The organism is Streptomyces sp. NPDC049879 (assembly GCF_044461265.1).
Lineage (GTDB): Bacteria > Actinomycetota > Actinomycetes > Streptomycetales > Streptomycetaceae > Streptomyces.
This window is the reverse complement of record NZ_JBITKT010000002.1, coordinates 168,828-183,232: the sequence shown is the minus strand read 5'-3', so window position 1 is coordinate 183,232 and position 14,405 is coordinate 168,828. Positions and strand designations below refer to the sequence as shown.

The following is a 14,405-nucleotide window of genomic DNA, read 5'->3' as shown; positions in this document are numbered from 1 at the left end:
CCCCACGTCGCACATCAGAGAGGACCCGTACGTGAGCACCACAACGGCGCCGGCCGCCGACATCCTGATCGTCGGAGGAGGGCTCGGCGGCGTCGCCGCAGCGCTCGCCGCGCTGCGCAGGGGCAGGACCGTGCTGCTCACCGAGGAGACCGACTGGCTCGGCGGCCAGCTGACGACGCAGGGCGTGCCGCCCGACGAGCACGCGTGGATCGAGCAGTTCGGCGCCACCCGCAGCTACCGCGAGCTGCGCGAGGCGATCCGCGACCACTACCGGACGTTCTACCCGCTCACCGACGAGGCCCGCCGCCGCCGCGACCTCAACCCGGGCGAGGGCCGCGTCTCCCGCCTGTGCCACGAGCCGCGCGTCGCCGCCGCCGTGGTGCACGCGCTCGTCGCGCCGTGGATCGCGGCCGGGCGGCTGCGCGTGCTGTACGGGCACCGGCCGGTCGCCGCCGAGACGGACGGCGACCGCGTGCGGGCCGTGGAGGTCGAGGGGCCGGGGGGCGAACGGACAACGCTGGCCGCCCCGTTCGTGCTGGACGCGACCGAGCTGGGCGACCTGCTGCCGCTCACCGGAGCCGAGCACGTCACGGGCTTCGAGTCGCGCCACGACACCGGCGAGCCCAGCGCGCCCGACGAGGCGCAGCCGGACAACATGCAGGCGTTCTCCTGGGTGTTCGCGGTGGACCACACCGAGGGCGAGGACCACACCATCGACCGCCCCGCCGGCTACGCCGACTGGGCCCGCTACCAGCCGCCGCTGTGGCCGAACCCGCTGCTCAGCCTCAGCGCCCCCGACCCGCGCACGCTCCAGACCCTCCGCCGCGACTTCCTGCCCAACGCCGACAGCGGGCCGGTCGTCGCCGACCAGAGCAAGGACCCGGGCGACAGGGAACTGTGGGCGTTCCGCCGCGTGTTGTCCCGCTCGGTGCTCCGGCCAGGCTTCGCCCGCAGCGACGTGACGATCGTCAACTGGCCGATGATCGACTACCTTCCGGGGCCGCTGATCGGCGTGGACGACGCCGAGCGCGACCGGCACCTCGCCGGGGCGCGGGAGTTGAGCCTCAGCATGCTGTACTGGCTCCAGACCGAGGCGCCCCGCCCCGACGGCGGAACGGGCTGGCCGGGGCTGCGGCTGCGCGGCGACGTGCTCGGCACGGCGGACGGGCTGGCCAAGGCGCCCTACATCCGCGAGTCGCGGCGCATCGTGGCGCGGCGGCGCGTCGTGGAGCAGGACCTGTCACTGGCGGTGCGCGGCGCGGCGGGCGCGGTCGAGTACCCCGACAGCGTGGGCGTCGGCATGTACCGCATCGACCTGCACCCGTCCACGGGCGGTGACACGTACATCGACGTCGCCAGCTGCCCGTTCCGCATACCGCTCGGCGCGCTGCTGCCCGTACGGCTGCGCAACCTGCTCCCCGCGGGCAAGAACATCGGCACCACCCACATCACCAACGGCTGCTACCGCCTGCACCCCGTCGAGTGGAACGTCGGCGAGGCGGCGGGCGCGCTCGCCGCGCACTGCCTCGAACACGGCCTGGAACCAGGCCAGGTGCACGAGACGCCCGCGCTGCTCGCCGACTTCCAGGCCGAACTGGTCAAGGAAGGCGTCGAGCTGGACTGGCCGCGAATCGAGGGCTACTGATGAGCACCCCTGACGGCCGCCGTCTGCTGGGCGGCGTGATGATCCCCCTCGTCACCCCGATGGCACGCCCCGGCGTCCCCTCGGCGGAGGCGGCGCACGACCTGCTCGGCGCGCTGGCCGCCGCCGGGGCGCGGTCCCTGATGCTGCTCGGCAGCAACGGCGAGGGCCCGCTGCTGCCGCCCACCCCGGCGCTCACCGCGTACGTCACCGGCGTCGCCGCGCGCTGGCGCGAACTGACCGGCGACGGGCCGGTCCTGGTCAACGTGACGGCCCCCGGCACCGCCGACGCCCTCGCCCGCGCGGACGCCGTACTCCCCGCACGGCCCGACGCCCTCGTCCTCAGCCCGCCGATCTACTTCCACCACCGCCCGGACGAAATCCTCGCCCACTACACGGCACTTGAGGCCACCGGCGTCCCCGTCGTCGCCTACAACGCCCCCCGCTACAGCAACCCGCTCACCCCGGCCCTCATCGACGACCTCACCCGACTTCCGCACGTCATCGGCGCGAAGGACAGCTCGGGCGACCCCGCACTCCTCGCCCACCTCATCGCCGCCGCCCGCCGCCGCCCCGGCTTCGGCGTCAGCCAGGGCGCCGAACACCAGGCGCTCGACGCCCTGCGCGCGGGCGCGGACGGCATCGTGCCCGGCATCGCCAACGTGGCGCCCGCCCCCGCCGCCGCCCTGTTCGCCGCCCACCAGGAGGGGCGCGCCGACGACGCCGAACGCGCCCAGCGCACCCTCACCGCTCTCCTCGCGCTCCACGGCGTACGCCCCGGCGTGCCCGCCGTGAAGACGGTCCTCACCGCGCGCGGCCTGTGCACCCCGCACGTCGCCGCGCCGTTCACCCCGTGCACCCCCGACGAACGCGACCGGCTCCTCGCGCTGCTCACCCCGTACGAGGAGCACCTGATCACGCCCTGACCCCGCCCTCCGCCAGACCAGCAGGGGAGAACCATGCCCGCCCGCCTCAGCCGCAGATCGTTCGCCCTCGGCCTCGCCGGCGCCTCCGTGGGCGCCGCCCTCGGCCCGCACGCCACGGCCCGCGCCGCGTCCCGCCCCGCCGCCGCCTTCTTCGACCAGACGACCCTGTGGGACTCCGCGACCGACCCGCTGGAGAACTACCACGTCCACGCCCTGACCGTCCTGCCCGACGACACCATCCTCGCGATCACCGAGGGCCGTTACGAGGTGTGCGACGCCGGGCCGCGCGACATCCTCCTGCGCCGCAGCACGGACGGCGGCGACACGTGGGGCCCGACGCAGACCGTCGTCGCCTCCCACGACGGCGAGTCCTGGGGCAACCCCGCCCTCGTCACCGACCGCGAGACCGGCACCGTCTTCTGCTTCTACATGCTCTCCGTCCGCCTCCCCGAGAACACCACCTGCTCGGGCGACATCGGCGACCTCTGGATGATCTCCAGCGACGACGCGGGCGCCACGTGGAGCCAACCCACGGCGATGTCCGGCATGTTCGAGCACTTCCCCTACGACTGGGCGCTGCACGGCCCCGGCCCCGGCCACGGCATCCAGCTCGACAACGGGCGGCTCCTCCTCAACTGCGCGCACCGCCGCGTGATCGTCGGCAACACCGTCGCCGAGCGGTTCTACGGCGTGTCCACGATCTACAGCGACGACCACGGCGCCACCTGGCAGGCGGCGGGCGAGGTGCCCGTCTCGGTGGACTACCCGATCAACGAGGCCCGCCTCTACCAGCGCACGGACGGCACGGTCGTCGTCAACGGGCGCTCGGCGGCGGGCGGGAACCGGCAGCGGATCGTCTCGGTGAGCGCCGACCGCGGCCTGACGTGGGCGCCGCCCGCGCTGGACGGCGCGACGGGGACGTTCAACGCGGTGGACGCGTCGCTCGCCCGCTACACCGGCGGCCCCGGCAGCCAGGACCCGAGCCGCATCCTGTTCAGCCGCCCGGACTCGCCGGTGCGCGCCAACATGACGGTCTCCGTCAGCTACGACGAGGGCCACTCGTACGCGTACAGCCGCGTGATCAACTCCGCGCGCTCCTACTACTCGGAGCTGGCCCGCCTCTCCGACGGCACGATCCTGCTGCTGTACGGGTGCGAGGGCGACATCGCGAGTTTCCCGCAGAAGATCAACCTGGCCCGTTTCTCCCTGGACTGGCTCACGCAGGGACGCGACACGTTGGCCCAAGGCCCCGGCTGGACCGAGCAGTTGGTCCCGCTCGCGACGGGCGGCACGGCGACAGGCGGGACGTTCACCACCGTCGCCGACCCCCTCGCGCGGGGCGGGGCACGGGCGGTCCTCACCGCGTCGGCCCCCGGCGCGCGGCTGCGGCACACCGTCACGCCCGACGCGGCGGGCGCGCACCAGCTGTGGCTGCGCTACCACCGCAGCGCGGCCGGGGCGCTGGTCACCGTCACGGTGGACGGCGCGCGGCCCCGTACGGCGGTGCTCGACACGACGCGGGAGAACGCGGACGGGTACGACGTCGCGTACCTCGGGACCGTCACCCTCACGGCGGCGGCGCACACCGTCGATCTCACGGTCACCGGCGCGGGGCGCGGCGGCGGCCTGGTGCTGGCGGCGGACGCGCTGAGCCTCGTGCGCGCGCCGCACGCGCCGGACGTGCGGGACGAAGTGGTGGTGGACAACGACGCGTTGGGCTTCCAGACGGTCAGCGGCACCTGGTCGCCCGCCACCGGAACGCCGGGCTTCTGGGGCGGCAACTACCGCACGGCGCCCGCCGGTACGGGAACGAGCACCGTCCGCTGGCGCCCGGCGGTCCCGGGCGACGGCAGCTACCGGATCGAGGTCTCGTACACACCGCACACCAACCGCGCCTCGAACGCCCCCTACACGGTCACCCACGCCACCGGCACGACGACCGTCCGCGTGGACCAGCGCGCCGCCGGGACCACCGACCCGCGCGGCGGCACCTGGGCCTCCCTCGGCACGTTCACGCTCACGGCGGGCCTGGCCACGGCGATCGAGCTGACGAACGACGCGAACGGCTACGTCACCGCCGACGCGATCCGCCTCCTGCGCCAGCCCTGACACGCCAGGGCCCGCCGGAACCCCCGGCGGGCCCTGGCGGCCGCGCCCGCCGACGGTTCCGGCGGGCGATCTCAGCGGGTCCCGGCGGGCTCGGCGGGTGAAGTGGCCGGGAGGTGCCTCAGGTTGATGACGGCGTCCGGGAACGCTTTGGCCAGGCAGTCTTCGAGACTGGTGTGGGTGCGGCCCCAGGTGTGCCGCTCGTCGCAGGTGGGGAGTTCCGCCAGGAGGCGGTCGAACGCGCCGGAGTGGTAGGCGATGGCGTGGTTGCGGGTGGCCGGTGCGGGGGTGGGTTGCTGGTGGGGCAGCGGCGAGTGGTGCTCGACCCCCGCGATGAGGCAGGCGGCCCACGGGCGGTCGCGCAGGTGTTGCCGCGCGGAGGCGAGCCGGTGGACGGTGTCGGTGGGCAGGATGGTGTCGTGGTCGATGACCAGGACGGTGTCGAGACCCCGTTGGCGTGCTTGTTCGATGGCCAGGCGGTGGGTCTGCGCGCGGGCCGCGTGGGGTGTGTCGGTGTGGCGGGGGGCCCGCAGGGCGCGGACGCGTTCGGCGATGCCGAGCTGCTCGATGCGTTCGGTCATTCCGGGCAGGCCGTCGGCCAGGTCGCCGGGGAGGGTGAGGACGAGGTCGTCGAAGAGGGCGAAGGGGTTGGCCTTCTCCGCTTGGTAGTCCTTGACCCAGGCGTCGATGAGTGCGGGGTCGGTCCTCTGTCGGAAGTACTCGAGGGCGGTCTCGGTGTCGGTGCCGGTCTCCTCCCATCCGATGAGGTAGTTGCGGACGCGGTCCTTGGCCGGTGCGGGGTAGGGCATGCCGCCGGGGCGGTCGAAGCGGTGGGTCCAGCGCAGGAAGGGCAGGCACAGGGTGCGGCGCCCGGCGGCACGGAACTTCTTGTGCAGGTAGCCCTCCTCGCCTCCGTGGCCGCGCATCCGGGGGTTGAAGCCTGGCCAGGCGTCCTTGCGGCAGCCGAACAGCCCCAGACCGTGCATGGTGATCTCGAAGGGCGGGCTGTCGGGGTCCAGGCCGCGCGGGTCGTGTCCCCACACGCCGAACAGACCCCTCCACACCGGCATCATGTGGGTGGAGCAGGCGGTCAGGTCGTCATAGAGCAGCGGTCCCTGCAGCAGGTCGGGGCACGCCGGGTTGGCGTCGATGTACTCCAGCAGCCGCTGCAGTGAGCCGGGGGCCAGCAGGACGTGGCAGTCGATGCACAGGACCCAGTCGGTCTGCGCCTCACGGAAGATCAGGTCGCGTACGGCGGTCCCGGACACGTAGTCGATCGGCAGGTACCGCAGATGGGGGATCTTGTCCTGGAGCCGCGCCGTGACCTGCCCGGCCGGGCTGTGGGGGTTGTTGTCCAGGATCAGGATGTCCACCCGGTCGGCGACCTCCGGATGGAACAGGCGCAGCGCGAGAGCGGTGAAGTACGCGCCGTCGTAGTCGTCGTAGACGGCCATACCCACCGTCAGGGTGGCCCGGCGGCCGGTGGCGGACTCGAGTGCAGCGGACATGGGCGGAGCGGGCTGTCCTTCCGGTGAACGGAGGTGTGCCCCGGCCGGTGGGCCGGGGCACACGAAGGGGTCGGTGCGTCGGATCAGGCGAGCCAGCCCTCGAAGGAGAAGTGGCTGTCCGCCAGTTGGCCGGACGGACAGGAGACCCACTGGAACTGGTGCCACGCCGAGGCGGGGAAGAACGCCAGGGTGTCGTGGTCGGGTCTGATGTCGCGGAACGATTCGCCGCACGCGGGATGGCCGCCGACCACCGTGGTGTCGAAGACGCGCAGGACACCGCCGGTGAATTCCCGGGGCCGGCGGTGCAGGGTGTAGACGAAGCTGATCGCCTGGCCGTTGTCCGCGCCCTTCCGGCCGTCGCAGGCGCGGATGACGGGGCCGCTCTCACGGCGCTCGGCCTTCTGGTGGTTGCGGGTGACGAACCGGTACCCCATCCGGCCCGAGGGCGCGGAGACGCCGAGCATGTCCTGCACCACCGCCGACAGGCCCCTGACCGCCTCGGCCAGCGCGGGCGCCCGCAGTACCCGTTCGGGGGACTCCCACCGCTCGGGCACGGGTGCGTCCGCGCCGCGTTCGGCCGCCATGTGCTCGCGCTGGGCGAGGCAGGCGCCCTCCAGCAGCCGGTCGGCCGCAGCCGCGCCCAGGAAGTCGTCGAACCGGCACACCGCGGTGGCCAGCGTCACCAGCGGGCTGCCCGTACGCGACACAGCGGCAGGCTCAGCCGCCGGACGCGCCACTGTCTCCCTCATCACCGGTCAGCCGAAGGTAGGGTCGGGGCCCTCGGTGGTGGTGGTAGTGGTGGTGGGGCCCTCGGTGGGCAGGATGAGGCTGAGAATGGGCAGCAGCGTCTGGTTGTTGACGTAGGTGTTGCCGTTGCCGATGCGGGTGCCCTTGTCGGTGATGATGGTCGTGGGGCCGCAGTCGCACGGGCGGTTCCCGTGCCCCATCGCACTGCCGGTCACCTCGCCGGACGGCCGCCCCTCGTAGGAGGCCGCGGGAGCTTCGGATGCCCGCGCCTGGGCGGCGAAGCCTGCGGCCGTGCCGGTTGCGATCGACGTCGCGGCCATCAGCGCCGCCAACCGGTCCCGCATCGTTCTTTCCATACGATCACGTCCCTCTCGCAAGGATGAGCAACAACGAGACGAAGAGTTTCACCTGGAGGGAAAGCGACATTCGACGCCATACATGGGCGAAGTCATGTCTACCCGGAAGGAGCACGCAAAGCCCCGGCCCACGTCTGCACGCCGTTGCCGGGTGAGGACCACCACCTGGTCCCGACCGCCCGCGCGCCCTTCATCCGCATGTCCCCCCGGAGACCGTCGTGGGCGGCGCGGGGGACCGGATCGTGCACCGCGCTGACTGTGCCGCCAGAGCGGGATGTCATCACCGAGTCGGCGTGAGTTCCTGTCGAAGGCTCTGATCTACGGCAGGAGGCACATCCCGCCGGCCGCTGGTGACAGGGGGAATGAGTCTTCCGGTCGCATCGCGCTGTCGGCACGAGAATGCCGGGCCGTCATCGACGGCGAAAGGGCAGGGAGGAGCCTCGCGGCCGTATTCCGGCGCGGGGCCCTCCCGACGGCGCTGGTCGCTCGACCACGGCGAACGGTTCCGTTGCTGCTCGCAGTCGGCGGCACGTGGCCATCCGTGTCCCCGCTCACCCCGCCGCCGTCCTGAGCCGGCCGATGTGCCAGTCCAGCGCCGCCTCCAGGTGCGTCGTGCGGCCGGTGGACAGCATGATCGACACCCCGCCCTGGATGCCCGCCAGCAGCGCGGCGGCCGCCTCGTCCACGTCCAGCGACGCCGGGACCTGCCCGCCGTCCCGCAGCGCGCGGATGCCCGTCGCCAGGTGCTCCTGCCACCGCTCCATCAGCTGCACGACGATGGCCCGCGCGCCCGGCGTCGAGCGCCCGACCTGCGCGAACAGCGAGCCGAGCGGGCAGGTGTCGCCCTGCGCGCGGTACCGCTCCACGACCGCGTCGCGCCACCGGTGCCAGGCGTCCCAGGAGTCGAGGCGGCCGAGGTGCGGCTGCTGGTCGGCCAGCACGCGGTCGGCCTCGTGCGCGGCGACGGCGAGCAGCAGGTCGTCCTTGCCGCCGGGGAAGTAGTGGAAGAGCTGGCTCTTGCTCGTGCCGGTCCGCGCGCGGATGTCGTCCAGGGTGGTGACGGCCGGGCCGTGCGCGCGCAGGACCTCGGCGGCGCCCGCGACGATGCGGGCGCGGGTGGCCTCGCCCTTGGGGGTCAGGACGCGTTCCATCGGGTGTGCCTCCTCGGCGACTGGACCGTACGGTCCACTCTACCGCCCCCTTCTGGACTTGCCGGTCCATTTTCTGCGGCGCATCGTGGGACGCGCCCCCGGCACCGCGCCCCGGGCCCACGAAGGGACAGGAACGATGGATCTCAAGCTCCACGGCAAGCGCGCGCTCGTCACCGGGTCGAGCGGCGGACTGGGCGAGGAGACCGCCAGGCTGCTGGCGGCCGAGGGCGCGTCCGTCGTCGTCCACGGCCGCGACGCCGCCCGTACCGCCGCCGTCGCCGAGGCGGTCCGCGCGGCGGGCGGCAGCGCGACGACGGCCGTGGGCGACCTCGGCACGGACGAGGGCGCCGACGCCGTGGCCGCCGCCGCCCTGGCCGGCGGCCCGGTGGACATCCTGGTCAACAACGCGGGCCGCTACGACATGTCCGTCGACTGGACGACCACCACCCCGGCCGACTGGGCCGACATCTACAACACCAACGTCATCTCCAGCGTCCGCATGATCCAGCGCCTCGTCCCCGCCATGCGCACACGCGGCTGGGGGCGCGTGATCCAGGTCGGCAGCGTCACGGGCGAGCTGCCGCAGACCACCCAGCCGCACTACGCCGCCTCCAACGCGGCCCGCGCCAACCTCGCCAGGTCCCTCGCGCGCGAGCTGCGCCACACGGGCGTGACGTCGAACGTCGTCGTGGCGGGCGGCATCCTCGTCCCCGGCGCCGTGGAGCGGCTGACCGCCATGGGGCGCGAGCGCGGCTGGGGCGACACGTGGGAGGAGATCGCGGCGAACCGCGACACGGCGTTCGCGGCGAACGACGTCGGCCGCATCGGCGAACCGCGCGAGTACGCCGACGTGATCGCCTTCCTGGCGAGCCCGCTGTCCGCGTACATCACCGGTTCCGCGCTCCGCGTGGACGGCGGCTGGTGACGCCGGAAGCTCACTGAAAACTTTTCGGTACGCGCGCCGCCCGCCGACCGGTCAACGCCCCGCCGCCCGCCGCGCCGCCGCCCACCCGGGCGCTCCACCAGCCCATACGCTCAACCGCCGCCCCCGCCACCCTCCCGTTCCTTCCGGAATGCTTGCGGAAACCGTTGACAACCCCCGGCGCCGTTTCCACACTGTGGCATGTCCAGGTCACCCCGACGGGGTGACCGGGCCCCGGCAGGCCGCCGCGGCGTGGGACGACGCCGACGCGCGGCCGCCACCACGCCGCCGGTGCCCCGCACCGGCCTCCCCGAGGAGGAACCCTTGCACCAGGACGACTCCCCCCTCGTCCGCCCGACGAGCCGCAGGAACTTCATCGGCGGCGCGGGCGCACTCGCCCTCGGCGCCTCGGCCCTCGTGGTCCCCGGCACCGCGCACGCGGACACGACCATCACGACCAACCAGACCGGCACGCACGAGGGTTACTACTACTCCTTCTGGACCGACGGCGGCGGCTCCGTCTCGATGACCCTCAAGTCCGGCGGCAACTACTCCACCCAGTGGAGCAACGTCGGCAACTTCGTCTGCGGCAAGGGCTGGAGCAACGGCAGCCGCCGCACCGTCAACTGGTCGGGCAACTACAGCCCCAACGGCAACAGTTACCTGTGCCTCTACGGCTGGACGTCCAACCCGCTCGTCGAGTACTACATCGTCGACAGCTACGGCACCTACCGCCCCACCGGCGAGTTCCGCGGCACCGTCTCCAGCAACGGCGCGACGTACGACATGTACCGCACCATGCGCTACAACGCCCCGTCCGTGGAAGGCACCAAGACGTTCCCGCAGTACTGGAGCGTCAACCAGTCGAAGCGCTCCAGCGGCAGCATCACCACCGGCACGCACTTCGACGCCTGGTCACGCGCGGGCATGAACCTCGGCAACTTCAGCTACTACATGATCCTCGCCACCGAGGGCTACCAGAGCAGCGGCTACGCCAACATCTGGGTCAGCTGACAACGCCCCGGGGCAAGGCCCTGCCGACGGGCCTTGCCCCACCGGGGCACCGGACCACAGGGTCACAGGGGACTGCGCGGTCCGTTGACGGAGGAGCCGAAGTCATCCGGCACGCCCCCCGCCGCGAGCCCGGCCTGCGCCGACGACACGGCCACGGACCCGTTCAGTACCGGACCGGAGGCCGCACCGCGCGCGAACCACACGCCGCCCTCCGCGTTCTCGCCCGGCACCCCGACGAGCACGTCCGGCCGCCGGTCCGCGTCGAGGTCCGCCAGGTGGACCGCCCGCCCGAAGTCGTCGGCCCGCTCCGCGCCGCCCGCGATCTCCGGCAGATCCTGGTGGTACGCCGCCGCCCCCGCGCCCCCGAGCCCCGCCGCCGACCCGCGCAGCAGCACGACCGCGCCGGCGCCCGCGTCGGGGCCGACCTTCTCGCCCGGCACGCCCACGAGCACGTCCGCGAAGCCGTCACCGTTCACGTCGTCCGCGCTCAGGGCGTTCCCGAACAGGTCGCCGTCCTCGCCGCCCCCCGGCACCCCGGCGCTGTCCTGGTGCAGCACGGCCGGGGTCTGCGCCGGATCGACGCCCTCGGGGCCGCCGTACCAGACGTTGATCTCTCCGCCCTCGTGCGCCGCGCCGTCCGCATCGCCGGACACCGACGCGTCGAACGGCAGGCCGAGCACCAAGTCGCCGTACCCGTCGCCGTCCACGTCGGCCACTACCCCGACCATGCCCGCGGCGCCCGGCAGTTCCGTCGCCGCGCCGGAGCCGTCCTCGATCCAGACGTCGCCGTTGGCGCTCCCGTCGGTCGGGCCCGGCAGCCAGACGCGCTCCGCCACCCCGTCACCGTCGAGGTCCCCGGCGGTGACGCCCCACGTGGACCCCAGCGGCCCGACGAAGCGCCGCGACGCGTACGCGCCCGTCCGCGTGAACGGGCCGGTGAACGCGATCGCCCCGTCGTTGCTCGCCGCCGCGAGGTCCGGGTAGCCGTCGCCCGTCACGTCCGCGGCCTTCAGGACGTCGCCGAACGCGGTCCACTCCCGCAGCCCGGTCGGCGGGGCGACGGACGCGCCGCCCGACAGCCCGTTCGGCCCGCCCCACACGACGGTGACGCTGCCCTGGCCCTCCATCGTGCCGACGGTCTCCCACGACGCGCCGACGATCAGGTCCGCGTACCCGTCGCGGTCGAGGTCGGCCGTGTCCACCGCCGTGCCGAAGCCGTCAGCCTGCTCGGCGCTGCCGGGCACCCCGGCCGTGTTCTGCGTGATCACGACGCGGCGCGCCGTGCTGACCCCGCCGCGCCCGCCGTAGAGCACGACCACCGCACCGGCGGCTTCCTGCCCGCCGACGCGGGCGCCGGGCGCGCCGACGGCGGTGTCGCGGTAGCCGTCGCCGTTGAAGTCGTCCTGTACTGCGGCGGTGTTGGCGCCCAGGTACGGCCGCGGCGCCGCCGTGGCCGCCGGGGCGGGCAGGGTGACGACGAGGACGGTCGCGACGGCGGCGACGACGGCGGGCGTGAGTGTTCTGCGCATGGGACGGCGATCTCCTGGGGTGTTACCGGTCAGCGACCGGCGGCCGAAAGGGAACCGAAGTGCGGCGTGCCGGAGGTGGACAGCCCCACCCCGGCGACGGTGAACCCGGTGACGCCCGACGTACCGGCGCGCGGCAGGAACCACAGGGCGCCGTCGCCGCCGTCCTCGCCGGGACCGCCGACGGTCAGGTCGGCGCGGCCGTCACCGGTGATGTCGCGCAGCAGCACCGAGCCGCCGAAGCCGTCGCCCGTCTCCGAACCCCCGGGCACACCGGCCGTGTTCTGCGTCAGCCCGCGCACCGTCGTCAGGTCCAGGCCGTCCGCGCTGCCCCTGATCACCGTGACGGCACCGGCCGACGCGTCCTCGCCGGGGGCGCCGATCACCAGGTCCGCGAAGCCGTCGCGGTCGGTGTCGCCGATCGAGACGGCGGCGCCGAACCGGTCGCCCGCCTCTGAACCACCGGGCACGCCCCCCGTGTTCTGCGTGATCTCGACGGTGCGCCCGGCGGGCCCGCCGCCCCCGCCGCCGAACGTGACGGTGACCTTGCCGCCGAGCGCGCCCGCCGGATCCTGGCCCGGCTCGAACGGGTTGCCGGTCACCAGGTCGGGCAGCCCGTCCCCGTCCAGGTCGCCGACCGCCGCGACGAGCCCCCCGGCGCGTTCGGCGGCGCTCTCCCCGCCCGTGACCACGGCCGTCCCGACCTCGCTGCCCTCGCCGTCGGCCTGCCAGTCGTCCGTGGCGTGCCCGCGCCCCGAGACGACCAGCGCCTCGCCGGGAGTCCCGACGAGCTGCGTGACGCCGTACTGCGGGTTGAACCCGAGGGCGAAACCGCCGAGATCCGCGTTCCCCGCGGTCGCGGACACGTAGTAGATCCAGTTGTTGTTGGAACCGACCGCGATCACGGGCCGCCCGCCGTCGCTCAGCCCCTCGAACTTCCCGACGGCCAGCGTGCGTCCCCAGGCGTCGTGGTCGTACGGCCACGGGTCCGCCACGACGGACGCGCTCCCCAGCCCGCCGGACGCGCCCCGCACGACCGTCACCGACCCGGCCCCCGCGTCGCCCGTGACCGACTCGCCGGGCGCCCCGATCACGAGGTCGTTGTAGCCGTTGCCGTCGAGGTCGTGCACGACGACCGACGCGCCGAACCGGTCCCCGGCCTCGGCCGACCCCGGCACACCCGCCGAGTTCTGGGTGAGCACGACACGCCTGCCGGGCCCGTTCGCGCCACCGAAGACGACGACGACCGCACCGGCACCCGCCCGCCCGTTCACCACCGCGTCGGGCGCGGAGACGACGAGGTCCTGGTACCCGTCACCGTTGATGTCCCCCGCGACACGCGACGCACCCTGCGCGACGACGGGCACACCCCCCAACACCCCCGCCACGACAGCGCCGACGACACCACACCTGACCCACCCGACCGGCCGCATACCCCACCCTCAGGAACCCCAGACGACACGACAACAGAACATAGACACACACCCCACCCCCAGGGTTGTACGCCAGTTGTCCTCAAGTTGCTTACAGGGCAATCAAGTTGTGTCACTCACGCCCGGCGGACACCTCGCGGGCGCACTCCTCCGCAACACGCCCGCCCACCCCGCGCCGGGCAGCTCGCAGCCGAGCCAGGGTGCCCCGGGGCCGGTGGGGCGAGGGGCGTGGTGCCTACAGTGAGCGCATGCGCCCCGCCGTTCCCGCCCGTGCGCGCGCGGTCCGGGAGACCCGTACCCTCCCGTCCGTCGCGCCGGGGGCCGTGGAAGTCCCGTTCGTCGTCGCCTGCTACGACGAGGTCGTCGCCCGCGACACCACGTGGAACGAGCACTCCCACCCCTTCCACGAACTGCTGTGGAACCAGCGCGGCGCCTCCACCGCCGTCGTCGGCAACCGCGTGTGGACCGTCGCGCCCGCCCTCGGCCTGTGGATGCCCGCCGGCACTCCCCACTCCGGCTCGGCGGCGGCCGGGACCTGGCTGCGCACCAGCTTCTTCGGCACCGGCGGCACGGCCCCGCTCCCCGGCGTCCCCGTCGGCGTCGAGATCACCCCCCTCCTGCGGCTCCTCCTCGACCGCCTCGCCGAGCCCGGCCTCCCCGCCGCCTCGCGCTCGGTCACCGAGGCGATGCTGCTCGACGTGCTCACCCCCTCGCCGCACGAACTCCTGGTCAACGTCCCGGTGTCCGCCCTCCTGCGCCCCATCGCCGACGCCGTGCGCGCCGACCCCCGCGACCGGCGGACGCTCGCCGACTGGGCCGCCGAGCTGGGCGTGAGCGCCCGCACCGTCACCCGCGCGTTCAACGCCGAGACGGGCACCAGCTTCGCCCGCTGGGTCACGGCGGTACGGGCGCAGCACGCCGTCGCGCTGCTGACGCGGGGGTGGGAGGTCGAGGAGGTGGCGGCGGAGGCCGGTTACGGGTCGGCGAGCGCGTTCGGCGCGGCGTTCCGGCGGACGACGGGGCTGACGCCCGGGGTGTTCCGGGCGCGCTGAGCCCGCCCGTATGTCCCGATCG

The 14,405-nt window shown here is 73.8% G+C and carries 12 protein-coding genes; 6 read left to right on the top strand and 6 right to left on the bottom strand.

Going from position 1 to position 14,405, the window contains the following annotated elements:
• Positions 1-31 precede the first annotated feature (31 nt).
• Genes ACIBPC_RS07715 through ACIBPC_RS07705 form a run of 3 tightly spaced genes read left to right on the top strand, consistent with a single transcriptional unit; the run spans position 32 to position 4,677 of the window.
• Positions 32-1,645 (top strand): FAD-dependent oxidoreductase, encoded by a 1,614-nt coding sequence (locus ACIBPC_RS07715; RefSeq protein WP_398841983.1) that lies wholly within the window; start codon positions 32-34, stop codon positions 1,643-1,645.
• Positions 1,645-2,568, top strand: a complete 924-nt coding sequence (locus tag ACIBPC_RS07710) for a dihydrodipicolinate synthase family protein (protein WP_398841981.1) — start codon at positions 1,645-1,647, stop codon at positions 2,566-2,568. Before ACIBPC_RS07715 ends, ACIBPC_RS07710 begins: the two co-directional genes overlap by 1 nt.
• A gap of 33 nt (positions 2,569-2,601) precedes the next feature.
• The gene (locus ACIBPC_RS07705; RefSeq protein ID WP_398841979.1) at positions 2,602-4,677 is read left to right on the top strand and encodes an exo-alpha-sialidase; all 2,076 of its coding nucleotides are present in this window, start codon (positions 2,602-2,604) and stop codon (positions 4,675-4,677) included.
• Between the two features lie 71 nt (positions 4,678-4,748).
• Here ACIBPC_RS07705 and ACIBPC_RS07700 read toward each other — a convergent pair whose 3' ends face one another.
• From ACIBPC_RS07700 to ACIBPC_RS07685, 4 genes are all read right to left on the bottom strand, one after another.
• On the bottom strand, positions 4,749-6,182 hold the full coding sequence (locus ACIBPC_RS07700) for a glycosyltransferase (RefSeq protein WP_398841977.1): 1,434 nt from the start codon (positions 6,180-6,182) through the stop codon (positions 4,749-4,751).
• A gap of 83 nt (positions 6,183-6,265) precedes the next feature.
• Positions 6,266-6,889 (bottom strand): 2OG-Fe(II) oxygenase, encoded by a 624-nt coding sequence (locus ACIBPC_RS07695; RefSeq protein WP_398841976.1) that lies wholly within the window; start codon positions 6,887-6,889, stop codon positions 6,266-6,268.
• A gap of 48 nt (positions 6,890-6,937) precedes the next feature.
• A complete protein-coding gene (locus ACIBPC_RS07690) occupies positions 6,938-7,285 on the bottom strand; it encodes a hypothetical protein (protein WP_398841975.1) in 348 nt (115 codons plus the stop codon).
• Positions 7,286-7,836: 551 nt separating this feature from the next.
• Positions 7,837-8,436: a TetR/AcrR family transcriptional regulator gene (locus ACIBPC_RS07685; protein WP_398841973.1), complete on the bottom strand. Its 600-nt coding sequence runs from the start codon at positions 8,434-8,436 to the stop codon at positions 7,837-7,839.
• A gap of 136 nt (positions 8,437-8,572) precedes the next feature.
• Here ACIBPC_RS07685 and ACIBPC_RS07680 point away from each other — a divergent pair, with 136 nt between their 5' ends.
• Together ACIBPC_RS07680 and ACIBPC_RS07675 are read left to right on the top strand one after the other, a co-directional pair.
• The gene (locus ACIBPC_RS07680) at positions 8,573-9,361 is read left to right on the top strand and encodes an SDR family NAD(P)-dependent oxidoreductase (RefSeq protein WP_398841972.1); all 789 of its coding nucleotides are present in this window, start codon (positions 8,573-8,575) and stop codon (positions 9,359-9,361) included.
• 321 nt (positions 9,362-9,682) lie between these two features.
• Entirely contained in the window at positions 9,683-10,372 is a 690-nt protein-coding gene (locus ACIBPC_RS07675) for a glycoside hydrolase family 11 protein (RefSeq protein ID WP_362957230.1), read from the top strand.
• Between the two features lie 62 nt (positions 10,373-10,434).
• Here ACIBPC_RS07675 and ACIBPC_RS07670 read toward each other — a convergent pair whose 3' ends face one another.
• A complete protein-coding gene (locus tag ACIBPC_RS07670) occupies positions 10,435-11,901 on the bottom strand; it encodes an FG-GAP-like repeat-containing protein (RefSeq protein WP_398841970.1) in 1,467 nt (488 codons plus the stop codon).
• A 29-nt stretch (positions 11,902-11,930) separates the two neighbouring features.
• On the bottom strand, positions 11,931-13,265 hold the full coding sequence (locus tag ACIBPC_RS07665) for an integrin alpha (RefSeq protein WP_398841968.1): 1,335 nt from the start codon (positions 13,263-13,265) through the stop codon (positions 11,931-11,933).
• Between the two features lie 314 nt (positions 13,266-13,579).
• On the opposite strand from ACIBPC_RS07665, the gene ACIBPC_RS07660 reads away from it, so the two are divergent.
• Complete coding sequence (locus tag ACIBPC_RS07660) at positions 13,580-14,383, top strand: helix-turn-helix domain-containing protein (RefSeq protein WP_398841966.1); 804 nt, start codon at positions 13,580-13,582, stop codon at positions 14,381-14,383.
• Positions 14,384-14,405: the final 22 nt, after the last annotated feature.